Source organism: Bradyrhizobium sp. I71 (assembly GCF_022354745.1).
In the GTDB taxonomy this organism is placed as follows: Bacteria; Pseudomonadota; Alphaproteobacteria; order Rhizobiales; family Xanthobacteraceae; genus Bradyrhizobium; species Bradyrhizobium liaoningense.
This window is the reverse complement of the sequence record NZ_CP059398.1, coordinates 5593111-5614536: the sequence shown is the minus strand read 5'-3', so window position 1 is coordinate 5614536 and position 21426 is coordinate 5593111. Positions and strand designations below refer to the sequence as shown.

Annotated in this window: 22 protein-coding genes; 14 read left to right on the top strand and 8 right to left on the bottom strand. The window is 65.8% G+C overall.

Translation table 11 applies throughout. The features are described from left to right. Nucleotides 1-217 precede the first annotated feature (217 nt). Nucleotides 218-1534, bottom strand: a complete 1317-nt coding sequence (locus FJV43_RS27085; RefSeq protein WP_239622082.1) for a sorbosone dehydrogenase family protein — start codon at nt 1532-1534, stop codon at nt 218-220. A gap of 247 nt (nt 1535-1781) precedes the next feature. Between FJV43_RS27085 and FJV43_RS27080 the strand changes: the two genes are divergently transcribed. The 3 genes from FJV43_RS27080 to FJV43_RS27070 all read left to right on the top strand — a co-directional run bounded on the left by FJV43_RS27080 (nt 1782) and on the right by FJV43_RS27070 (nt 4347). After that, complete coding sequence (locus tag FJV43_RS27080) at nt 1782-2984, top strand: urate hydroxylase PuuD (RefSeq protein ID WP_239622081.1); 1203 nt, start codon at nt 1782-1784, stop codon at nt 2982-2984. Between the two features lie 150 nt (nt 2985-3134). Continuing rightward, nucleotides 3135-3992: a VOC family protein gene (locus tag FJV43_RS27075; RefSeq protein ID WP_239622080.1), complete on the top strand. Its 858-nt coding sequence runs from the start codon at nt 3135-3137 to the stop codon at nt 3990-3992. A 79-nt stretch (nt 3993-4071) separates the two neighbouring features. Then, nucleotides 4072-4347, top strand: a complete 276-nt coding sequence (locus FJV43_RS27070; RefSeq protein WP_239622079.1) for a hypothetical protein — start codon at nt 4072-4074, stop codon at nt 4345-4347. On the opposite strand, the gene FJV43_RS27065 is transcribed toward FJV43_RS27070, so the two are convergent. After that, entirely contained in the window at nt 4344-5375 is a 1032-nt protein-coding gene (locus tag FJV43_RS27065; RefSeq protein ID WP_239629622.1) for a L,D-transpeptidase family protein, read from the bottom strand. The two genes, FJV43_RS27070 and FJV43_RS27065, sit on opposite strands and share 4 nt — an antisense overlap. Nucleotides 5376-5557: 182 nt before the next feature. Between FJV43_RS27065 and FJV43_RS27060 the strand changes: the two genes are divergently transcribed. Both FJV43_RS27060 and FJV43_RS27055 read left to right on the top strand, forming a co-directional pair. Then, a complete protein-coding gene (locus FJV43_RS27060) occupies nt 5558-6520 on the top strand; it encodes a lytic transglycosylase domain-containing protein (RefSeq protein ID WP_239622078.1) in 963 nt (320 codons plus the stop codon). 145 nt (nt 6521-6665) lie between these two features. Then, nucleotides 6666-7127 carry an NUDIX domain-containing protein gene (locus tag FJV43_RS27055; RefSeq protein ID WP_239629620.1) on the top strand — a complete coding sequence of 154 codons (462 nt, stop codon included), beginning with the start codon at nt 6666-6668 and terminating at the stop codon, nt 7125-7127. A 77-nt stretch (nt 7128-7204) separates the two neighbouring features. Here FJV43_RS27055 and FJV43_RS27050 read toward each other — a convergent pair whose 3' ends face one another. After that, nucleotides 7205-8188, bottom strand: coding sequence for a tripartite tricarboxylate transporter substrate binding protein (locus FJV43_RS27050; protein WP_239622077.1), 984 nt, complete (start codon nt 8186-8188; stop codon nt 7205-7207). 450 nt (nt 8189-8638) lie between these two features. Between FJV43_RS27050 and FJV43_RS27045 the strand changes: the two genes are divergently transcribed. After that, the gene (locus tag FJV43_RS27045) at nt 8639-9286 is read left to right on the top strand and encodes a hypothetical protein (protein WP_239622076.1); all 648 of its coding nucleotides are present in this window, start codon (nt 8639-8641) and stop codon (nt 9284-9286) included. Further along, the gene (locus tag FJV43_RS27040; RefSeq protein ID WP_239622075.1) at nt 9283-9558 is read left to right on the top strand and encodes an HGGxSTG domain-containing protein; all 276 of its coding nucleotides are present in this window, start codon (nt 9283-9285) and stop codon (nt 9556-9558) included. The genes FJV43_RS27045 and FJV43_RS27040 overlap by 4 nt, the downstream gene beginning before the upstream one ends. 60 nt (nt 9559-9618) lie before the next feature. On the opposite strand, the gene FJV43_RS27035 is transcribed toward FJV43_RS27040, so the two are convergent. Further along, complete coding sequence (locus FJV43_RS27035) at nt 9619-9801, bottom strand: hypothetical protein (RefSeq protein WP_239622074.1); 183 nt, start codon at nt 9799-9801, stop codon at nt 9619-9621. A 723-nt stretch (nt 9802-10524) separates the two neighbouring features. Between FJV43_RS27035 and FJV43_RS27030 the strand changes: the two genes are divergently transcribed. The 5 genes from FJV43_RS27030 (at nt 10525) to FJV43_RS27010 (ending at nt 16402) form a co-directional block, all read left to right on the top strand. Continuing rightward, nucleotides 10525-11769: an MFS transporter gene (locus tag FJV43_RS27030; protein ID WP_239622073.1), complete on the top strand. Its 1245-nt coding sequence runs from the start codon at nt 10525-10527 to the stop codon at nt 11767-11769. 33 nt (nt 11770-11802) lie between these two features. Continuing rightward, the gene (locus FJV43_RS27025; RefSeq protein WP_061878321.1) at nt 11803-12996 is read left to right on the top strand and encodes a M20/M25/M40 family metallo-hydrolase; all 1194 of its coding nucleotides are present in this window, start codon (nt 11803-11805) and stop codon (nt 12994-12996) included. 79 nt (nt 12997-13075) lie between these two features. Continuing rightward, on the top strand, nt 13076-14164 hold the full coding sequence (locus FJV43_RS27020) for a mandelate racemase/muconate lactonizing enzyme family protein (RefSeq protein ID WP_239622072.1): 1089 nt from the start codon (nt 13076-13078) through the stop codon (nt 14162-14164). A 267-nt stretch (nt 14165-14431) separates the two neighbouring features. Then, nucleotides 14432-15580 (top strand): amidohydrolase, encoded by a 1149-nt coding sequence (locus FJV43_RS27015; protein WP_345946206.1) that lies wholly within the window; start codon nt 14432-14434, stop codon nt 15578-15580. Between the two features lie 99 nt (nt 15581-15679). After that, nucleotides 15680-16402, top strand: coding sequence for a DUF72 domain-containing protein (locus tag FJV43_RS27010; RefSeq protein ID WP_239622070.1), 723 nt, complete (start codon nt 15680-15682; stop codon nt 16400-16402). A 2-nt stretch (nt 16403-16404) separates the two neighbouring features. Here the strand turns inward: FJV43_RS27010 and FJV43_RS27005 are convergent, their stop codons facing one another. The 3 genes from FJV43_RS27005 to FJV43_RS26995 all read right to left on the bottom strand — a co-directional run bounded on the left by FJV43_RS27005 (nt 16405) and on the right by FJV43_RS26995 (nt 19685). Continuing rightward, nucleotides 16405-17592 carry a CoA transferase gene (locus tag FJV43_RS27005; protein ID WP_239622069.1) on the bottom strand — a complete coding sequence of 396 codons (1188 nt, stop codon included), beginning with the start codon at nt 17590-17592 and terminating at the stop codon, nt 16405-16407. A 67-nt stretch (nt 17593-17659) separates the two neighbouring features. Then, nucleotides 17660-19315: a CopD family protein gene (locus FJV43_RS27000; protein ID WP_239622068.1), complete on the bottom strand. Its 1656-nt coding sequence runs from the start codon at nt 19313-19315 to the stop codon at nt 17660-17662. Nucleotides 19316-19322: 7 nt separating this feature from the next. Further along, complete coding sequence (locus FJV43_RS26995) at nt 19323-19685, bottom strand: copper resistance CopC family protein (RefSeq protein ID WP_061878327.1); 363 nt, start codon at nt 19683-19685, stop codon at nt 19323-19325. 143 nt (nt 19686-19828) lie between these two features. Between FJV43_RS26995 and FJV43_RS26990 the strand changes: the two genes are divergently transcribed. After that, nucleotides 19829-20113: a hypothetical protein gene (locus tag FJV43_RS26990; protein ID WP_239622067.1), complete on the top strand. Its 285-nt coding sequence runs from the start codon at nt 19829-19831 to the stop codon at nt 20111-20113. 47 nt (nt 20114-20160) lie between these two features. On the opposite strand, the gene FJV43_RS26985 is transcribed toward FJV43_RS26990, so the two are convergent. Continuing rightward, on the bottom strand, nt 20161-20382 hold the full coding sequence (locus FJV43_RS26985) for a hypothetical protein (protein WP_239622066.1): 222 nt from the start codon (nt 20380-20382) through the stop codon (nt 20161-20163). 657 nt (nt 20383-21039) lie between these two features. Here FJV43_RS26985 and FJV43_RS26980 point away from each other — a divergent pair. Further along, complete coding sequence (locus FJV43_RS26980) at nt 21040-21318, top strand: hypothetical protein (protein WP_239622065.1); 279 nt, start codon at nt 21040-21042, stop codon at nt 21316-21318. Nucleotides 21319-21426: the final 108 nt, after the last annotated feature.

The window sequence follows — 21426 nt, the reverse complement described above, 5'->3', positions numbered from 1 at the left end:
TTTCCCTGCGGCCATCCTTCGAGACGCCCGCCTTTGGCGGGCCCTCAGGATGAGGACCGAGTGCGCGGCAGCAGTTTCAGCGGGCACCGATGCCACCTAGCCTCATCCTGAGGAGACCGCGAAGCGGTCGTCTCGAAGGACGAGGCGCGCGCTCGGCTCGCGAGTGATGCCATATGCGATTGCCCTGCCCTTGCGGGGAGAGGCGAAGCATGTTCGCTCACCGCGAATATGTCACCCGCCAGATCGTGCCATTCCCATCCTCCGACACCAGCAGCGATCCATCCTTCGCCACGGCGACACCGACCGGACGGCCCCACACCTCTGTGTCGCTCACCACAAACCCCGTGACGAGATCCTCGTATTCGCCGGTCGGCTTGCCATCCTTCATCTTGATGCGGATCACCTTGTAGCCGGTGCGCTTCGAGCGGTTCCAGGAGCCGTGCTCGGCGGCGAAGGCGTCGCCTTGATAGTCGCTCGGAAACTGCGTGCCCTGGTAGAAGGTCATGCCGAGCGAGGCCGAGTGCGGCTGGATGAGCACGTCGGGCACCGTCACCTTGTCCTTCAGGTCCGGCCGCGCGCCGGCATGGCGCGGGTCTTCATTGCTGCCGACATAGAACCAGGGCCAGCCGTAGAACGCGCCCTCCTTCACACTGGTCACGTAGTCGGGGACGAGGTCGTCGCCGAGGCCGTCGCGCTCGTTGGTCGAGCACCAGGGCAGACCGGTCTGCGGCTGGATTGCGAGGCCGACGCAGTTGCGGAGGCCGGTGGCGTAGATCTTCCTCTCCTTGCCGTCAGGATTGAAGGCCAGCACGGTGGCGCGCTCGGTCTCGCTCGCCCAGGCCGCGCCAAGCGGCTGCGCCTTCGACCACGCCTCCAATCCGCCCGGCGGCGTGCCCATGCCTTCGGCGACGTTGCTGAGCGAACCGACCGAGACCAGCATGCGCTTGTTGTCGAGCGTGAAGGCGATGTCGCGCGTGGAATGGCCGCCGTCATGCGGCAGGCTTGCCACGATCGTCTCCGCCTTGCCGCGCGCCTTGAGATCGCCGGCCTGGTAGGGAAAGCGGACGACGCCGTCGGTGTTGGCGACATAGACCCATTGCGGATTGTCGCCGTTCGGAAAGAAGGCGATGCCGAACGGCTGCCGCAGTCCGCTGGCGAACACCTCGTTGGTCGAGACCTTGTCGCCCTCCCCGGCGCGCAACACGCGGATGTTACCGGCCCGTGTCTCCGCGACGAAGACGTCGCCGTTCGGCGCCACGCGTATGATGCGCGGCGCGCGCAGGCCTTCGGCGAACAGCTCGATCCTGAAGCCGGCCGGCACCTGGAGCGCCGCCTCCGGCGGACGCGGCACCACGCGCGACGAGCTCGCAACCGACCGCGTGGCGCCGGGCCTGACCAGATCCTGGGGCCGGATCAGCCTGACCGTGCCGGGCTTGTCGGCCCGCCAGTCGCCATAGGCGTCCTTGCCCTGCAACACCGGCTCGGCCTGCGCGCCGGCCGCAACCGCGACCAGCAGCCCCGCGGATATTGCCATGAACGAAATCCTGTTCTTCACGTCGCCTTCTCCCCACCTGTACCTACAGGGCGTCAACGCCGTTCATCCGCGAACGTTCTGCGGCAGGTCAAACACCCGCCGCATTCGACGTCAGCTCATGCCCGCACGATATGCATCCGGTGCACCCACCGTACTGGAAAACACCGCAGATAGATGCGACACATTGTAAGGGTGCGGCTGCGGTCATGAAAGCTGCGACATCGCCGTCGCGACTGATGGGAAGATCATGTGGGGATCCGTGATATCGGAATGGGCGAGCCTGCTGCTGCGCTGGCTCCACGTCGTGGCGGCGATCGCCTGGATCGGAAGTTCCTTCTATTTCATCGCCCTCGACCTCAGCCTCAAGCCCAGGAGCAACCTGACGGGCGACCTGCCTGATGGCGTGCAGGGCGAGGCCTGGCAGGTTCATGGCGGCGGCTTCTACCGGATCATGAAGTATCTGGTGGCCCCAAGCCGAATGCCGGACGAGCTGACCTGGTTCAAATGGGAGGCTTACACCACCTGGCTGTCCGGCTTCGCGCTGATGGTGGTGGTGTATTATCTCGAGGCCGACCTGTTCCTGGTCGACAAGGCGATCCTCGACATCACGCCATTGCAGGCCGGGCTGTTCAGCTTCTGCAGCCTCGCGCTGGCGTGGCTGCTTTATGAAGCCGCCTGTCGCAGCGGGCTTGCGCAGCACGAATTGCCCTTCGCCATCGGCGGCTATCTGTTCCTGGTCGCACTGACTTACGCCTTCACCCACGTGCTGAGCGGCCGCGGCGCCTTCAACCAGATCGGCGCGATCATCGGCACCATCATGGTGGCCAACGTCTTCGCGCTGATCATCCCGAACCAGAAGGAGATCGTCGCCAGCCTGATCGCGGGCCAGGCCCCCGACCCAAAGCTCGGCAAGGCGAGCAAGGAGCGTTCGGTCCACAACAACTATCTGACGCTTCCCGTGGTCGTGCTGATGATCAGCAACCACTACCCTCTGCTCTACGCCACGCGCTTCAACTGGATCATCGTCGCGATCATCCTGGCGCTGGGGCCGGTGATCCGCCACTTCTTCAACGAACGACACGCGGGGCGCAAATCGCCGTGGTGGGTGTGGGGCGTCGCGGCAATCGGCGTGGTCGCGATCTTATTCCTCTCCGCCGCCGGCCCGCGCGAGGTCAAGACCGGCGCGCTGCCCGCACAGCCGACGCTCGCCAATGTCGAGGAGATCGTCAAGTCCCGCTGCAGCATGTGCCACGCAGCCGAGCCGGTGTGGGCCGGCATCGTGACCGCCCCGAAGGGCATCCTGCTCGACGCGCCCGAGCACATCCATCGCAACATCCGCCTGATCGGCCGTGTCGCGGCCTGGTCGAACGCGATGCCGCCGGGCAACATCACCGAGATGACCAGCGAGGAGCGCGCCGTCCTCGCCGCCTATATCGCGCAGGCGCGCTGACGCGCCGTCTTGCGCGGCCAGACCATTCGGCGGAATGAATTTCCGCTTGCCCTGCTGAATTGAAAATGACTTGACCGCCTAACCGGCGTAGACAGGAGCCGTGGCCGCCGGCGCGCGGCGCAAGATCAGTTTGCAATCGGGGAAAGAACAGTGGCCCTCAAGAACGTCATCGGTATCGACCACGCCGTGGTCATGGTGAAGGACCTCGACAAGGCCGCCGAGAACTACCGGCAGCTCGGCTTCACGGTGTCGCCGCGCGGCACTCACAGCGTGCATATGGGCACCGGCAACTACACCATCATGTTCGATCCCGACTACATGGAGCTGCTGGGCGTGCTCGCCGCGACCGAGCAGAACGCGCCGGCGCGCGCGTTCCTCGACAAGCAGGGAGAGGGCATCGAGCGCATCGCGTTCACTGCGGTCGATTCCGCCGCCGGCGCGGAGGAGATCCGCGCACGTGGCCTGACGCCGATCGGCCCGACCGATTTCGAACGGCCGGTGACGCTGCCTGACGGCACGGTCTCGGCAGCGAAATTCCGCACCTTCATGTGGCCGACTGCGGAAGCGCCCGGCGGAGTCCGCATCTTCGCGTGCCAGCACAAGACGCGCGAGACCGTGTGGATTCCCGAACTGATGCAGCACGCCAATGCGGCGAGGCGGATCAAGCAGACGCTGATCGCAACGCCCGAGCCGGCGCAGGAAGCCGCGCATCTCGGCGGGCTCATCGATCGCGCGCCGAAAACTGAGGCGGACGGCGCGGTCACCGTACCTTCCGGCGGCGATCGCGCCGACTTCGTCTATCTGACGCTGGACCAGCTCGGCAAACGCTATCCCGGCGTGCCGCTGACCGGTCTCTCCGAGCGCGGCGGCGCCGCGCTCGTGCTGGTCAGCGGCGATCTCGCGGCAACCGGGAAGGCGCTGGGTTCAGCCGCTGTCCGAAGCGGCGATGCGATCTGCGTGCCGCCGGCCAAGGCCAACGGCACCCTGCTCGCCTTCGTTGCCGGCTGATTTGAACTAATTCTTTAACGGGTGTTTACCCCCGGCGGCTCTAGGATTCCCGGCAATCCAAGTCGCCGGGACCATATGCATGTTCAAAGAGGAATCGCCGATCGCCTATGACGCGCCGGCCGAATTGAAGAAGTGGCCGTCGCTGAAGGGCGAGAGGCTGAAGGATCGGGGCCCGCCCTATCTCGTCTACAACGGCACGCTCGCCGAATGCGTCCGCGAGCTCATGGGCAAGCCGATCAAGGGCATCTCGCTCTACGACATCATGACGACGCCGCAACCGGCGTTCGACCAGACCGTGCTGTCGCCCGGCGATGCCGCCGAGATCGCGATGCGCAAGGATTTCCCCAAGGACTAGTTCGAGGCCCGCTTCGCCGCGGGCCCGCCCTGCTGCTTCGCGGAAGTATCCGTCGGCGCGTCGAGGAAGACGACGGGGGTGCCGCGCTTGACGTTCTCGCCGATCGCACGCGCGTCCCAATTGGTCAGCCTGACGCAGCCGTGAGACGCCGACTTGCCGACCTTGTCGGGCTCTGCCGTTCCGTGGATGCCATAGCCCTGCGCCGACAGGCCGATCCAGTATGCTCCGACGGGATTGTTCGGACCCGGCTCGATGTCGAACGGCCGTTTGGATTTGACGCTCCTGAACTTGTAGTCGGGATTGTAGCGATAGGTCGGATTCTCGTGTGCGCTGGTCACCTTGAGCGTGCCGCTCGGCGTCGGACGATCCGGGCTGCCGACTGACGCCGGATAGAACGCCAGCAGAGCGCCGCTTGCGTCGAACGCCTTCAACGTCCCGCTCTTCTTGTCGACCTCGAGCCGGGCCAGGCGCGGCAGCTCTCTCCGTGCCTGAACGTTGGCAACGACGATCGTCTCTCCTGCCCTGTCGAAGGCCTTGCCCGGGTTGAGCGCCTTGAGCAGATCCGCGCTCATGTGGAATTTCTCGGCAAGTCCTTCGAGAGGGCTGGTGTAGCTCAGCGCCTTCAGCGATTTCATGTCCTCGAGCTTGCCCGGCAACTCCTTCAGGAACGGGCCTCTTACGTCGGCGTCGACGATCCTGTAGTCGGCGACGATGGGACCCTCGCTCGCCGCTGTCAGCTTGTCCCAGAGCTCCGGCGCTATGGCCTTGTCGGATGCGATGCCGTTCAGCTCCGCGAATGCCTTGAGCGCCTTCTGCGCATTCTCGCCGAACTTGCCGTCAATCTCGCCGGGCGAGAATTGCGCGCGATCGAGCAGGACCTGAAGCTTCACCACCGCCGGATTGAGCTTGTCGGTGGCCGGCGGTTTCGCAGGACGCACAGCGTCATTCACCGCAACCGGATCGAGATTGCCTGCGAACGCCGGGCCGATGAGCCACAGCGAGAACACCACGCCAAGCATCGATCGCATCGTCATCGCGCATCCCACTCGCAAGCGGCCCGAGGGCCGCGGAGAGTTTCACTTCGGGAACACCGTACTAACACCGAAGGAACCGGCGAGATCGCAGCTTTGCCGCAATCGGACGGTTAAGAACTCCCTGTCGCCGGCGCATCGCCGACCATTCATCCCACAGTTCGAGGTTGTCTCCGCAAATGCGATTTGTCGTCGCGGCTTGCGCCGCATTCCTGATTCTGATGTGCGACCTCGATCCGTCGTCATCCCGGCAAGCATCACCGTTCCACAGCACCATTCTTCAGAACAATCATGCCTCACGACTTGTTCCGGTGGTCGAGCTCTTCGTCGCCAGCGTGCAGGCCATCGAGCTTACGAACGCGCACGCTGCCTATGAGCAGGTGATCGAGCCGCCGCGCTCCGTCGAGCCGGCGGTACAGGCGCCGGATTCACCGACCGAACAATTCTGTCACGCGCTTCGTGAAGCCGCCGAGTCCAGCGGCATTCCGGTGCCCTTCTTCGCCCGCCTGCTCTGGCAGGAGAGCCGCTTCAAGTCCAACGAGGTCAGCCATGCTGGCGCGCAGGGCGTCGCGCAGTTCATGCCGGGGACAGCCGCCGAGGTCGGACTCGACGATCCCTTCGATCCCATGAAGGCGCTGCCGGCATCGGCAAAATTCCTGCGCAAGCTTCGCGACGATTTCGGCAATCTCGGCCTTGCTGCCGCCGCCTACAACGCAGGTCCCGGCCGCATCCAGAAATGGCTTGCCAGGGAGAGCGAGCTGCCGCGCGAGACGCGCGACTATGTCCGGATCATCACCGGCACCAAAGCCGAAGACTGGATCGAACGCTCCGAGGCGCTTGCGATCCGCATCGACCTGCCGCGCGAGGCGCCGTGTGAAGGCATCGGCAGTCTCTCCAAGGCCAAGGACGTCGCCTGGGTGCCGGTCAACCTGACGCCTTCGGTCGCGGACATCATTCGCAAGGCCGAGCAACTCGCCACCCGGGTGGCGACGAGCCGGGCGCGCAAGCGGTTCGCAACCCTGCTGCGGAAGAATGCCACGGTCCACCGCAAGGCACGCAGCCAGATCGCGGCACGTGCCGCCGGAAAGAGCGCAAAAGCGCGCGCCGTTCGCATCGCCGCTCGGGAACGCTCTGCGATCTGATATGAAGATGGACAAGCCGCTCGATGGAGCGGCCTCCGACCGGCGTGCGGCTACTCGATCACCCGATGTTCACGGGGCTCGATGCGCCAAACGCTCGGTTCTTCTTCCCGGGCGAAGGCCGCGCCCCTTTCTTGCGGAACCTGAGATGCCATCGAAGAGTGCGGGGATCATCGCCTATCGGAAGCGCGGGGAGATCGAGGTTCTCCTCGTTCATCCCGGGGGCCCGTTCTGGCGCAACAAGGATCTCGGTGCGTGGTCGATTCCGAAGGGCGAGTATGCGGACGCGGAAGATGCGGAAGCCGCCGCGCGACGGGAGTTTGCCGAGGAGCTCGGCCTCGAGGTGACGGTGCCGCTGACCGCGCTGGGTCAGGTCAAGCAACGCGGCGGAAAGGTCGTCACCGCGTTCGCGGCCGAGCTCGACATCGACACGGCCAGCATTCGCAGCAACACGTTCGAGATGGAATGGCCGCCTCGCAGCGGCAAACGGCAGACGTTCCCGGAGGTCGACCGCGCCGCATGGTTCACGCTCGAAGCGGCGCAGCAGAAGATCAACGCTGGACAACGTCCGCTGCTTGACCGGCTGGCGCAGCTGGCCGGCAGCGAATAGGCCTTAGCGACGCCGCTCCCGCTTGCGGGAGAGGCGAAAGATCCCGCGGCGCGATCAGGCTCGAATTCGAGCGAGCCCTACTCCGCTTTGATGTTCGCGGCCGCGACGACCTCGGCGAGTTCCTTCGTCTCCTTCGCGATCTTCGCGGCGTAGTCGGCCGGGCTGAGCACGCTGACGACGCCCTGCGAGCCGAGCTTCTCCGCGACCGCGGGATCCTGGGCGGCAGTGACGATCTCCCGGTGCAGCGTCTCCAGGATCGGCGCGGGCGTCGCCTTCGGCAAGAAGAAGCCGACCCAGAACGAGATGTCGAAGCCGGGATAGCCGGCTTCCGCGACGGTGGGCACGTCGGGCAGCGCCGGCAACCGCTCGGCCGACGATACCGCCAGCGCGCGCAACTTGCCGGCCTTCACCAGCGGCACGGCGGAGAGGGGATCGAACACCGCCAGCACCTCCTGCGCGAGGATACCGACCTCGGCGGCCGAACCGCCGCGATAGGGCACGTGGATCATCTTGATGCCGGCCTTCTGGCCGAGCAGCTCCATGGCGAGATGGGCGAGATTGCCGTTGCCGCCCGAACCGTAGGCGAGCGCCCCGGGCGCGGCCTTTGCCGCGGCGACGAGATCGGCGACGGTCTTGATGTTGGCCGTCTTGGGATTCTCGGGATTGACGACGAGCACGAGCGGCGCCGAGACGACGGTCGTCAGCGGCGCGAAGTCTCCCTGCGGGTCATAGCGGACGTCCTTGAACAGCGTCTTGTTGAGCGTGATCGTGGACGAATTGCAGGCCAGCATCGTGTAGCCGTCCGCGTCCGCGCGCGCGACGCCTTCGGCGGCGATCATGCCGTTGGCGCCGGCGCGGTTCTCGACCACGAAGGGCTGTCCGAGCTTGCTGCCGAGGCGATCGCCGATGATGCGCGCGACCACATCGACCGGGCCGCCCGCGCTGAAGCCGACCATGACCTTGACCGGCCGCACCGGGTATTTCTGAGCCAGGGCCTGCGTCGACAGCGCAGAAGCGCACAATCCGGCGATGGCTGCCAGCAGGCGGACCGTTCGTTGCATTCGTTCTCTCCCAGGCCTCACAGCGCCGCTTGTGCATGTTTGTTGGTGCGACGCATTCGAGGATCATGAATAGCGGCCACGCCGGATTTCGCAATCGCGTTCGGGCGCCGGCATTCCGCCGCACGGCACGTGCGCGCCCCTTCTAAACAAAAAATGCGAAAACAACCCCATGCACAGTAGACGGCCCCTGTCGAAACAAGGACTTGCGCTGGGGAAACGATATTCGGATGTTACGAAATGTATTTTGACTCGTCGGGCAAAACAGGGGCATAATGGCATCATCGCGAGAGCCGTGAGCAACCTGGCCTGCCCGGCCATGGCGCCTCGCTCCGATCGCGCACAAGCCCTTCATCGACATCTGAAAATCGCAGCCGCCGCAGGGCAGCTGCGCGGGTCGGCCTCGCCCAGCGAGTCCCCTCGCGCCTGCCGTGGGCCCAAGGACATTTCGACATGACGACAGCCCTGACACGCAACAGCACAACGCCCGTCACCAAATGGAAGGGCAGCAGTCCAAGCCCGCGGATCAAGCTCAGCCGGCGGCGCATCGAGATCCAGCATCCCGACGCGCAGGCCGGCGAGCGCCTGCTGGCCGACGCGCTCGGCGCCGTCGATCACGACGCGCTGCACGGCATCCTGAGGCAGCTGATGAAGGCCAGCGTGGTCCTGCAGAAGCCCGACGAACCCAATCTTGCCTTCATGATCTCGATGATGAAGAGCATCGCGCCGAGGGATTCGCTCGAAGCCATGCTGGTGGCGCAGATGGTGTCCGTTCACGTTGCCACAATGCGCGCCGCCTGCCGCCTCGCCTGCACCGAAGACCTCTCGCAGCAGGAAGGCATCACCCGCACATTGACCCGGCTGGCACGCACCTTCGCTGCCCAGATGGAGGCCCTCAACCGCCACCGCGGCAACGGCGAGCGTCCGATCACGGTGCAGAATTTGTCGGTGCAGGATGGCGGCAGCGCAATCATGGGCAACGTCACTCAGCATGCGCATCTGATCGTGGGCGAGCCCGGCACCGCAACGGAGGTGGGACAGATCCCGTCCCAAGCCGGCGAGCGCGAACAGACCCTCGCCAGCCGGGGCAATGTCCCGTGAGCGGCAATCACATCCGCAACACCGGCGCGATGATGGCAAGCCCACGCTGCGGGGCCGCGACGCGCAACGGCACCGCCTGCCGCGCGCCGGCGGTGCACGGCAGCCCCCGCTGCCGTATGCACGGCGGCGCGTGGAGATCAGGCGCGCCAATAGGGAATCAGAATGCGCGGAAGCACGGCGTGTTCGCCCAGGATGGGATTGCGGAACGGTGCGCCATACGCGAGTTGCTGGGCGAGACGCAGAAGCTGTTGGCCGAAATCAAGTCAGGCTGACGGCGGAGAAGCGACGCGGCGACTTGATCGAGATAAATCATCCGATCGCCCGCGGCAGAGCTAGCGCGTCGAGCTCTCAGGATCGACGGCAGCAATCTGCAGCCCGGCCTCGTTCAGCGCATCAGCGATCTGCTTCGCCAGCAGCTTCGCTTCTTCAATTCCGATCTTAGCGTCGGGATGTTCCTTGAAGAAGGCGCAAACCGTCGTTGCGATGATGGTGTTGACCTGGTGCGCATCAACCATCTGCGGCTCGCGAATCGCAGACTGCTTCACCTGATCGGCGGTGCGTCAGCGTGCAGAACGGAGACGGTCATCGCAAGCCAAAGAACGAAAGAATGGCCGCGATCACAACGACTAGTCCTACGAGATAAATCAGGCCGTTCATTGCAATTCTCCTTAAGAGAATGAGTTGAATCTATTCGGGGCTCGCGGGCGCGTTCTTGGCATTACACTGCTGAATGGCCAGCCTTTCGAGCTCCACTTCCTTTTCTATGGCGGCCAGAGAATTACCGATCTTGTCAACGATCCTGGCCAAATCCGTATCGGAGATGCGAAGCCGTCTTCGGACGGACTTTACCTGCTCCGCATTTGCAAGATCGAGCGTCGTGCGAATGGGCCGCGGCGGTCTCGAGCACAGCATGAGCAGGCCTCCTGACCGAGGTAAGCGCGATATGTCTTTTTTGTTCCTATCGTCCGCCGGCCGGAAGGCCTCACCTCCCTGTCGTCGCAGCACAATAGCGGCGCAACCAGACACCGGCCGAGCCGATCCCGGAGCGAAGCAGGAATGCTCCTTGTCCGCTCTCGGCGAGCCGCCTCACGAGCTGATCGCCGGCTGCCCGAATCTGGTCTTTCATGCGGCGATCCCGAGAGGCCCACAAATCGGAATGAGGGGGTCCCGCTCCCACCATTGGCGCCCGCCTCGCCATCATGTAACCCCATCCAAAACCTGCTCGGGACGGAACGCTCATGACCAAAGCCGCCAACGACGCGGGCACGACCACCCGCGCGCTGATCTTCGCGCTGGTGGCGCTCGCCTGCGGGCACATGCTCTCGACCTTGCTGCGCACCATTCCGGCCGTGAGCCTCGACCTGATGGCGGCGGATTTCCATATCGAGCCGCAGGCCCTCGCCAGCCTCACCTCGATTTATCCTTTCGCCTTTGCGGCGGCGCAGATTCCGGTCGGGGCGGCGATGGACCGGTTTGGCGTGCGGCCGGTGTCGCTGAGCCTGCTCGCGGGGACCGTGTTCGGCGCGGTCGCGTCGGGGTTTGCGACAGGGCCGGAAAGCTTTGCCGTCGGGCAGCTGCTGCTGGGCGTTGCCACCTCGGGCATGCTGATGTGCCCGATGACGCTGGCGGCCAAGCAATTGTCGGCGGCCCGGTTCGGGCTGTGGTCGGGCGCGATCCTCTCGATCGGCAATATCGGCATGCTGCTGTCGTCGAGCCCGCTCGCTTTCGTGGTGGACGCCTACGGCTGGCGCGCCGGATTCTGGATGTCCGCGATCGGCGGAATCGCGGTGGCGCTCGCGGTGTTCGCGCTGGTCCCACACCAGCCGGCCGAGCACAAGGACGAGTCCTCGCCGCTGACGCAGATGATCGAAGTGCTCAGGCTCGGCCTCTCGCGGCCCTTGCGCGGGCTGATCGCGCTGGCGCTGGTGTCGCTGGCGACCTCGCTGGTGCTGCGCGGCCTGTGGGGCGGGCCGTGGCTGATGGACGTCAAGGGACTCTCGCGGGTCGAGGCCGGCAACCAGCTCGGCGCGTTCACGCTGGCGATGATCGCGGGCCCCCTGTGCATCGGCATGATCGACCGCAGGCTCGGCCGCCGCCGCGCGCTGGTGGCGGGCTCGCATATGGCCGGGGCGGTGCTGCTGGCGCTGATGGCGCTGGGCGCGCCGCATTATGCGGTCTCCACGCTGTTCGGCCTGCCCGTGATGCCGCCGCAATACGACCTCGTGCTGTTCGTGCTGATCGGACTTGCGACCTCCGCCCAGCCGCTGCTGTTCGGCATGTCCAGGCAGCTGGTGGACGCGCAAGTCGCGGGCAAGGCCCTCGCGGCTGTCAACCTCGCCTTCTTCCTCGGCGCGGCGCTGATGCAGTCGGTCACCGGCGCGGTGGCGGCGCTCGCGGGCTTGCCGGCGGTGCTGCTGTTCATGGCTGCCATGCTGGCGCTCGGCGTGCTGATCTTCTTGGCTTACACCTCGCCAAGCCCATAGGATGACGCGCCCCGCTCGCCAAAGGAATCACTCATGCCCGTCGACACCAAGGCCGCCACCGACCGTCTCATGCGCTTCCTCGCCGTCGAGGGCGTGACCGGACAGGAGGCGGCGATCGGGCGCGAGCTTGCCGCCGCACTGAAGGAGGCCGGCGTGCCGGCGAAGGCGATCCGGCTTGACGATGCCAACACTCGCATTCCGGTGCCGACCGAGACCGGCAACCTCATCGTCGACCTGCCCGGCCGCGGCGCGCTGCACAACCAGCCGCGCATCATGTTCATGACCCACATGGACACCGTGCCGCTCTGCGCCGGAGCGAAGCCGAAGAAATCGGGACGCAAGATCGTCAACGAAGCCAGGACCGCGCTCGGCGGCGACAACCGCTGCGGGTGCGGCGTGCTGGTGACGCTGGCCGCCGAGCTCGCCAGGCAGAAGCTCGATCACCCGCCGATCACGCTGCTGTTCTGCGTGCGCGAGGAAAGCGGGCTCTATGGCGCGCGCCACGTCAAGCTCGACGAGCTCGGCTCGCCGGTGATGGCGTTCAACTATGACGGTGGCGCCGCCTCCAATGTCGTCATCGGCGCAGTCGGCGCCGACCGCTGGAGCGTCGAGATCTTCGGCCGCGCTTCGCATGCCGGCGTCGCGCCGGAGCGCGGAATCTCCTCGACCATGATCATGGCGCTGGCGCTTGCGGACGTGAAGGCCGGCGGCTGGTTCGGCAAGGTGGTGAAGGGCAAGCGGCAGGGCACCAGCAATGTCGGCCCGGTCACCGGCGGCGAGGGCCGCCCGGCGGGCGATGCCACCAATGTCGTCACCGACTACGTGCATGTGCGCGGCGAAAGCCGCAGCCATGACGGCAAGTTCTTCAAGGAGATCACGAAGGCCTACAAGGCCGCGTTCGAGAAGGCGGCCAAGAAAGTCACGAATGCGCAAGGCAAGTCCGGCAAGGTCAAGTTCAAGGCCGAGACCGACTATTATCCGTTCCGCATGAAGGACAGCCAGCCCGTGATCAAGCGCGCGGTCGAGGCCGTGTCCGCGGTCGGCGGCACGCCGAACGTGCGCACGGCCAATGGCGGCTTAGATGCCAACTGGATGGTCCGCCACGGCATTCCGACCGTGACCTTCGGCGCAGGGCAGAACGAGGCGCACACGGTCGACGAATGGATCAATCTCGACGAATATGACCGCGCCTGCGCGCTGGCGGTGCAACTCGCGACGATGCGATGAGTTGGTTCACCCGGAGTTCGCAGGCTGGGTTAGGCGAAGGCGTAACCCGCCCTACGAACAAGAAAAGCCGGGAGAAAACATGGCACGCATCGCGAAAACCGAGACCGGACTCTACCGGATTCCCCTCCCCGTCACGCTGTCCGACTCCACCCATGGCGAGATCGCGGCGTTCGAGCTGATCACCTGCCGCATTCGCGATGCCGACGGTGCCGAGGGCGTCGGCTACACCTACACGGTCGGGCGCAATGGCGGCGCGACTGCGGATATCCTTGCACGCGAGATTGCGCCGCTGGTCGAAGGGCGCGAGGCCGACGACACCGAAGCGATCTGGCATCATGTCTGGTGGGCGCTGCATTATGGCGGCCGCGGCGGGCCGACGGTGCTGGCGCTCTCCGCGCTCGACATCGCGCTGTGGGACCTGAAGGCGCGGCGCGCCAAGCTGCCGCTGTTCCGCCTGCTCGGCGGCTTCGATGCGGGCGTGCCGTGCTATGCCGGCGGCATCGACCTCGATCTCTCCGTCGATGCACTGCTCAAGCAGACCGACGGCAATCTCGCCAAGGGCTTTCGCGCCATCAAGATGAAGGTCGGCCGGCCCGACCTGAAATCCGACGTCGCGAAGGTCTCCGCGATGCGACAGCATCTCGGCGACGGCTTTCCGCTGATGGTGGACGCGAACATGAAATGGACGGTCGAGGAAGCGATCCGGGCCGCCCGCGCATTCGTTCCCTATGACCTCACCTGGCTCGAGGAGCCGATCATCCCCGACGACGTCGCGGGACACGTGCGCATCATGCAGGCCGGCGGCGTGCCGATCGCGGCAGGCGAGAATCTGCGCTCGCTGTGGGAGTTCAAGAACTACATCGCATCAGGCGCGGTGTCCTATCCCGAGCCCGACGTCACCAATTGCGGTGGCGTCAGCACCTTCATGAAGATCGCCCGGCTGGCGGAAGCGTTCAACCTGCCCGTCACCAGCCACGGCGCGCACGACATCACCGTGCATCTGCTCGCGGCCTGCCCGAACCGCTCCTATCTGGAGGCGCACGGCTTCGGGCTCGACAAATATATCGAGCATCCGCTGGTGCTGCAGGATGGTAAGGCGCTCGCGCCTGATAGGCCCGGCCACGGCATCAACTTCGACTGGGCGGGGCTGGCGAAGCTGATGGCTTAGAGAGATGCGACAACAAGCGAGGTGCGCCCCCTCTCCCGCTTGCGGGAGAGGGTTGGGGAGAGGGTGTCTCCGCAGTGAGACTCCCAATGACGATCCAGCCCTCTCCCGGCCTCTCCCGCAAGCGGGAGAGGTGAAGTGGAGCACTTCGGCACTGTTGGTGCCCCCGCGATCGCCGATCTGCACGCGAGGCATTCCAAGGCGCGTGATGCATGGCGCGGATAATCCGTTATGGTGTCGACAACCGACACCTTGCGAGAGAGCGTTGCCTTGACACCCGAGTTGCACCAGAAACTGACCGAATGGCGTCGGCACCTCCACGCCCACCCGGAGCTGTCGCTCCAGGAAAAAGCCACCGCCGCCTTCGTGCAGGACAGGCTCAGCGAACTCGACATTCCCTTCGAGGCTGGTATTGGCGGGCACGGCATCGTCGCGACGTTGACGCGGGGCCACGCACGAAGCCGGGTCGGCCTGCGCGCCGACATGGATGCGCTGCCGATCACCGAGGACACCGGCCTGCCCTATGCCTCAAAGACGCCCGGCGTGATGCATGCCTGCGGCCATGACGGCCACACCGCCGCGCTGCTGGGCGCGGCCGCGGTGCTCGCCACCGATACCAGCTGGAGCGGCACGGTCGATTTCATCTTCCAGCCTGCGGAGGAGGGCTTTGGCGGCTCGCGCGCGATGGTCGCGGCCGGGCTGTTCGACCGCTTTCCGATGGAGCGGGTGTTCGGCTTCCACAACTGGCCGGGCCTTGCCGCCGGCACCATCGCGGTGCACGACGGCGTCGTCATGGCCTCCGGCGGGCGCATCACCATCACCATCGAGGGCCATGCCGGACATGCCGGCATGCCGCATCTGACGCGCGACCCGGTGGTGGCGGCGGGGCATTTGATCGTGGCGCTGCAATCGATCGCATCGCGCAGCGTCGATCCGCTCGACACTGCCGTGCTGTCGCTGTGCACGATCGAAGGCGGCACCGCGCCGAACCAGATCGCCGGGCGCGTCACCATCCGCGGCACGCTGCGCTACCATCGCGAGGCGGTCAAGGACACCATCCTCGACGGCATCGAGCGCACCTGCGCGGGGATTGCGACCAGCTTCGGCGTCAAGGTCACGCCCGAGATCGTCTGGGGTGTGGGCGTCGTGATCAACTCGCCGGCCGAAGCGGAGCTCGCGCGCATCGCTGCGGAGAAGGTGCAGGCGCCGGTGCGGCGCGACCTCGCGCCGAGCATGGCCGGCGAGGATTTTGCCCATTATCTGCAGCAGCGGCCGGGCGCCTTCGTCTGGATCGGCAATGGCGCGTTGCGCGACGGCGCAGAGCTGCACGGGCCGCGCTACGATTTCAACGATGAGATCCTGCCCGTGGCGTCGAGCTGGATGGCTGAGGTCGCCAAGGCGGCGCTGGCCTCGAACTGATCCACGCGCGCCCGCCACGCCGACAGCAACATATCTCGCGCACGAACGTTGCCTCCAACAAGGCGCGGCCTCCCGCTGCGCCCAACGGATGGCAGATCGATGGCGCGCGTTCTGATCGGAACCTCCGGCTGGCACTACGCCTCCTGGCGGGGCCCGTTCTTTCCCGAGGGCGTGACGCTGAAGCAGCAGCTGCGCTACTATGCCGGGCAGTTCGACACCACGGAGCTGAACGGAGTATTCTACCGCACGCCGACGCCGGAGGCGGTGAAGGGCTGGCGCGAGCAGACCGGCCGCGACTTCGTGTTCGCCTGGAAGGCCTCCAAGTTCATCACGCACTGGAAGCGGCTGTCGGACCGCTCCGTCAACAGCCTCGAGCTGCTGGAGGACCGCATCTCGCGGCTCGGCGGCAAGGCCGGCCCGATCCTGTTCCAGCTGCCGCCGCAATTCGAGGCCAACGCGGACCGGCTCGCCTCCTTCTTCAAGCTGTTGTCGCGAAAGCGGCGTTACAGTTTCGAGTTTCGCCATCCGAGCTGGTATCAGCCGCGCATCCTGCGGATGCTGGCCGACGAGAACATCTCGCTGTGCCTGTCCGACCATCACGATGCGCCGGCGCCGTGGAAGCGCACGGCGGATTTCGTCTATGTGCGCGGACACGGGCCCGGCGGGCGCTATCACGGCCACTACACCAAGGCCACGCTGGGGCAATGGGCGAAGCGCATCAAGTCCTGGAAGCGGCAGGGCTGCGACGTCTACGTCTATTTCGACAACGACCAGAAGAGCGCAGCGCCGGCCGATGCGCTGGCGCTGAAGCAGCTGCTGTGACGCTAGATGATGCCGCCTTGCCGAAGCGCGGCGATCGCGGCCTCGTCATAGCCGAGCTCCGTCAGAACGACATCGGTGTGCTCGCCGAGCGTCGGCGGGCGGTTCACGATTTCGCCCGGCGTTTCCGACAGGCGCACCGCGGCGCGCGCGACCGGTGCCTGCTTCGGCAGGCCCGGATAATCGACGTCCTGCATGAAGCCGGCGGCGCGGATGTGCGGATGATCCAGCGCCTGCTGCGGTGAGAGCACGGGGCCGGTCGGAATCATGGCCTGGCCCAGCGCATCGACGGCCTCCTGCGTGGTGCGCTCGGCGCACCAGCGCGCCATCCGCTCGCTGATGATGCGCCCGTTGTTGCCGCGGCTGATATCGTCGGCGAAGCGCGGATCGTTCAGCCAAAACGCCTCCTCGCCCATCAGCCTGGCCCAGCGCTTGAACAGCGGATGCCCCGTCACCTGGCACAGCACCCAGCCGTCCCTGGTGCGGTAGATGTCGGCGGGAGCCGCGGTCTGGCCGAGATTGCCGGTGGGTACGCGGTTGACGTTGATGACGGCCTGCTCGATCAGTGTCGCATTGGTGAAGGACAAAGCGGTTGCAAGCAGCGCGCCCTCGACGATCTGCCCGCGTCCGGATTTGCCGCGCTCGATCAGGGCGGCCAGCGTGCCGAACGCGCAGTGCAGCGCGGTGCCGAAATCGACCCAGTTCACCGCGGCCCGGTACGGCGGATCGCCCGCGCCCGTCATGTAGACCGCGCCCGACATCACCTGCCCGACGCCATCGAAGCCGACGCGGTCGGACCAGGGACCCGGCCCGCCGAACGCGGTGGCCGTGGTGAGGATGATGTCCGGCTTGATCGCCTTCAGGGACTCGTAGTCAAGCTTCATCGCACGTAACGTCTGCGGCGGCAGATTGGCGACCACGACGTCCGCGGTCGCGACCAGGCGGCGCATCACCTCCTGCCCTTCGGCCTTCATCGGATCGAGCGTGATGCACTTCTTGTTGCGATTGACCTGGAGAAACAGCGCGCCCTCACCGCCTTCACCCACCGGCGCCACGAAACGGTCCTCGCTGCCGTCGCGCTTCTCGACGCGGATGACCTCGGCCCCGAACTCCGCCAGCAGGGTGGCGCAATAGGGCCCGGCGATATAGCGCCCGAAATCGAGCACGCGCACGCCCTCCAGAACTCCTCCCATCGGCTTCTTCCCCAGCGTTTTGCTCAGATTACAGGGAATGATTGCCGCGGCAAGATGGCGCCGGCGCTCAGGCCTCGCGGTAGTCCAGCAGGACGAACCCGACCAGAATGAAGGCGACCGGCCAGATCCACGCCGCGACGCTGCGGACGCGACCGTCTAGCCGCAATTCGAGCCACCGCGCCCAGCCCGCGGCGATCCCGCACAGCGCAAGCGGCGTGTGGCTCATCTCGATCAGGAGCTGGTCCTTGATGTTGGCGATGGCATGGGAATGCGTGAGCAGGAGCGCGCCGCCGAGCGCGGTCGTCAGGGGAAACACCAAGGCCGCGCGGCCGGCCTTGTCGCCGCGCAGCCGCACGCGCCATTCGAACAGTCCGAATACTGCGATCAGCAGCACGAAGATGCGGTGCTGCGCCACCTCGGGATCGCGCAACGATTCGAAGAATCCGGCCGGCCCGAGCGGCCAGGCCTGCTCGTCGGCGCGGAGGAACAGGAAGGCCGCCATGCCGAGAAACAGCAGCGGCCAATGCCTCGCCCAGCGGCCCCAGCGAAAACGCTCGATCAAAGCGAGCAGGCCGATCAGCACCACGAAGACGCCGGCCCAGTGATGATTGTACTCGGACCAGGCGATGTCCTCGGCGTTGCGCGGCAGGATCGTGCCTTCGCCGGGAACGTAGGCGGCCGGTGCGCTGCTGCGCCCGGCATCGGCCAGGGTGATCCTGGCCTGGAGCTGCGCGATGGTCAGCTTGTCGTAGTCCGGGCTGGTCAGGCGCGGCGGCCATTGCGGCGTGGCGCGCTCGACGATCTCCTGCCAGCTCAGTCGGTCGCGCGACAGATCGACGCCGGGCGGTAGCGACGTCAGCGACGCAGCCGCGAGCAGAACGGTGAGACCGATGCCGACCTCGACCTCGGCGAAGCGCTTGAGGCGGAGGATCCGCGTTGCGGGATCCCGCCGCAGCCGCTCGACCAAGAGATAATTGCCCGCGCCAAGCGCGAGCAGCATCAGCAGCAACCCAATCTTGGCGAGGATCATGACGCCATAGGCGGTGCCGTAGATCGCCTCGATCGAGCCGATGTAATCGAAAGCCATGAGGAGGCCGCCGCCGACGATGGCCGCGACTGCGGCCATGGACATCAGCGAGTAGCGCCGTGCGATGAGGCGCCAGTCGGAGGGCTCCTTGCAGCCGTTCAGCGCGATCAGGAAATAGGGAAGCCCGCCGATCCAGATCGCTGCGCCCAGCATGTGGCCGGCATCGGACAGGAGCAGCGGCCAGCTGAGGACCGGCCGGCTCGCCGCGTGGGTCAGCCGGGTCTGCATCGCGAGCGCGAGCAGCGCAAGCGCGAGGAGTGCCAGGGATCGCGGGCCCTGCGCGCGTCCATTTGCCAGCATGGCGAGGCCGAATGCGCTCGCCGCAATGATGAGACCGGCCCGGGCGAAATCGGCACTGATCGCCTCGCGCCACGACACCTGAAGCGTCCCGACCAGCGCGGCGGCATTGAGACCCAGCGAAGCGATGGTGAGGAGCGCCCAGGCGAAGGCGCTGACCTTCAACACCGTCAGGCATTTCTCCTCGATCGTGAGACCGAACACCGACAGCTGCGGCTGCAACGGCCACCACAACAGCATCTGAAAGGCAAGACCGCCGAGCGTGAAGGCTTGGGCGATCAGGATCAGGCCGCGCAGAACGACCGACAGATAGCCGAAGATGTCGAGAAACAGGTACAAGGCGAGGTCAATGAACGATGAACGGAATGTCGCCGCGCGTGATGTGTCCGTCGACGCTCAGCACCTGCCAGCGCAGGCGCCATGCGCCGCCGGAAAGCCGCGTCGCCTCGGCCTTGAGCTCGTCGGCCGGCGCATTGGCCGCGGGCGTCAGCGCCTGCGTGGCGCCGTTCGGCGCCAGCAGCGTCAGCTTGGAACGGGCGCGATCGATCCGGCTGTTGAAATGCAGGCTAATCGCGACGGCGTCCCCCGAGACGGTCGCACCGGCCGCCGGCGAGGACGACACGATGATGGCGTGTGCCGAGGCTGCATTTGGGTCGGCAAGACACCAGATGGCGGATAGAAGGATCGCGATTCGAACGAATACGCGCATGGTTGGTCACTCGCTGTCGGCAGCCGTCCCGCCACCGCACCGCCCCCCGGCGCGTGGTCCGTGCCTATGTTGGAACCGCGGCGCAGTTCGCCAAGGGCGCGCGAGCGCCGGGCCGGTTACAATCGGCGGAAAAGGATCGGCTGTTGCCGCTGCGACACACCGGCCGCGGCAAAATGCCGATGCGGGAGTCACGCGTCGAGCCAAGCACGGAGGCTGAAGTCGACGCGACCTTCTGCATGGCGTCCGCCAGGAAGCAGCCGATCTCGGTGTCGCCATTGGCGGAGATGGTGCCGACCTGGGCGATCTCATCGTTGGAGGTGATCTTCTTGGCGTGCGACTTGATCGGAGACGATCGCGTCCACCGCAAGGTGAGCGCGGCGGACGGCGCAGCGACGGACGCGGAACGGCCGCTCCGGCCGGTGGAGTGATGGCGTTATCGCGGGCGCGGCTCTCACCGCGTCAAGCATGTGAGGGATCAGGCTGGGCGCCAAGACCGGCTGGAGCTGTAGTCGTTCGACGCCGGACGATTCCCTTCGCTCAACATCTTGCCAGTGGCAATGTTGACGAAGTGCAGCGAGCCGCAAGCGGGACATCGGACGGAGACGTGCGCATCCGCGGCGTCGGAGATTGCGCCGGAAAGCCAGTGCTGCACGTTCATGCCAGTGCGCGGGCACTTGAAGATGATGTTGCGCTCCATGTTGACAATATGCGTCCGCCGCGCCGGCATTGAAATTGCGGACCAATACTTAGGCAACTGTCCTGGACGGATCCACACGGGAACGGCGAGGATATCGCGCAGCGCTGGCGCGCAAGTCGCCAATCGAGAGCGGTCAGTCGTGCGTTTCCGACCAAGCCGACTTACGCAAGCATACGTAAGGAGATTGCCTTACGAATCCTCCCGAAATGTCCGGGCACGATGCGCTGGCGTATTGGACCTCCATCAGAGATCGTGCTGCGCAATCGTCGGCACCTCAGGGACATGAACGCCTGATCGCGCCTTTGAGCTGGATCAAGGCATGTTGGTGACCCTGATTGTAGCGTCATGACGGCATCGGGAACGCTTGCTGAGGTACCGTTGCCGGAGGAAGCGAAGTTCGGATTTTCAGGCATTCCGGGCGGCGCCTTCATAGACAGGTACAGAAAACCGCGAGCATGGAGCAGGCCGGAGCGCGGCTCCGCCGGAGAGTTCGATGGAACGAAAGTCGGCAACGCGGGTTTGTTGGACGGGCTCGGACCCTGAATGGAAGAACCAAGCGAACAATCGGCCTCGGCGCTCCCATGGAGCCCGGGGCCGATTTTCGTCGAACCCTTGGGATCGTCCGGGCAAAGGAGTACGCTGATCAGGAGAGCCGACATGCTTACCGACACTCACACCGACGATCTCACCGCGGTCGTGCGCTACGCACTGGAGACGACCCGTGCGACGACTGTTTGCCCCTTCCACCGCGACGTGATCGTCCGCATCGGAGATGACGCTGCCGAGAGCCACGCCTTCGAACGCGTGAAGCGAATGGCCCGAAGTGACGGCACGAAATGGGAGAAAGAAACTCTCAGGACGGAGATTGGCCGCCAGCTCGGAGCAGCCGCCGACGGATGCTGCCCCAAATGCGATCCGACGGCCCCGGGGCGTTGAGCCCGGCGCGAGTGGAAGGGATCAGGCGGATGGAACTGGTTCTTATCCTGAACAGTGCGCGCAGCTCTATCCAGAGGCCAGAATTCCCGTGAAGCCGACAAAGCCCCC

Excerpts from the sequence above, each read along its gene's own strand:
- FJV43_RS27085 (WP_239622082.1), bottom strand. The coding sequence starts at position 1,534 with ATGGCAATATCCGCGGGGCTGCTGGTCGCGGTTGCGGCCGGCGCGCAG.
- FJV43_RS27080 (WP_239622081.1), top strand. The coding sequence starts at position 1,782 with ATGTGGGGATCCGTGATATCGGAATGGGCGAGCCTGCTGCTGCGCTGG.
- FJV43_RS27070 (WP_239622079.1), top strand. The coding sequence starts at position 4,072 with ATGTTCAAAGAGGAATCGCCGATCGCCTATGACGCGCCGGCCGAATTG.
- FJV43_RS27065 (WP_239629622.1), bottom strand. The coding sequence starts at position 5,375 with ATGCGATCGATGCTTGGCGTGGTGTTCTCGCTGTGGCTCATCGGCCCG.
- FJV43_RS27060 (WP_239622078.1), top strand. The coding sequence starts at position 5,558 with ATGCGATTTGTCGTCGCGGCTTGCGCCGCATTCCTGATTCTGATGTGC.
- FJV43_RS27055 (WP_239629620.1), top strand. The coding sequence starts at position 6,666 with ATGCCATCGAAGAGTGCGGGGATCATCGCCTATCGGAAGCGCGGGGAG.
- FJV43_RS27050 (WP_239622077.1), bottom strand. The coding sequence starts at position 8,188 with ATGCAACGAACGGTCCGCCTGCTGGCAGCCATCGCCGGATTGTGCGCT.
- FJV43_RS27045 (WP_239622076.1), top strand. The coding sequence starts at position 8,639 with ATGACGACAGCCCTGACACGCAACAGCACAACGCCCGTCACCAAATGG.
- FJV43_RS27035 (WP_239622074.1), bottom strand. The coding sequence starts at position 9,801 with ATGGTTGATGCGCACCAGGTCAACACCATCATCGCAACGACGGTTTGC.
- FJV43_RS27030 (WP_239622073.1), top strand. The coding sequence starts at position 10,525 with ATGACCAAAGCCGCCAACGACGCGGGCACGACCACCCGCGCGCTGATC.
- FJV43_RS27025 (WP_061878321.1), top strand. The coding sequence starts at position 11,803 with ATGCCCGTCGACACCAAGGCCGCCACCGACCGTCTCATGCGCTTCCTC.
- FJV43_RS27020 (WP_239622072.1), top strand. The coding sequence starts at position 13,076 with ATGGCACGCATCGCGAAAACCGAGACCGGACTCTACCGGATTCCCCTC.
- FJV43_RS27010 (WP_239622070.1), top strand. The coding sequence starts at position 15,680 with ATGGCGCGCGTTCTGATCGGAACCTCCGGCTGGCACTACGCCTCCTGG.
- FJV43_RS27005 (WP_239622069.1), bottom strand. The coding sequence starts at position 17,592 with ATGGGAGGAGTTCTGGAGGGCGTGCGCGTGCTCGATTTCGGGCGCTAT.
- FJV43_RS26995 (WP_061878327.1), bottom strand. The coding sequence starts at position 19,685 with ATGCGCGTATTCGTTCGAATCGCGATCCTTCTATCCGCCATCTGGTGT.
- FJV43_RS26985 (WP_239622066.1), bottom strand. The coding sequence starts at position 20,382 with ATGGAGCGCAACATCATCTTCAAGTGCCCGCGCACTGGCATGAACGTG.
- FJV43_RS26980 (WP_239622065.1), top strand. The coding sequence starts at position 21,040 with ATGCTTACCGACACTCACACCGACGATCTCACCGCGGTCGTGCGCTAC.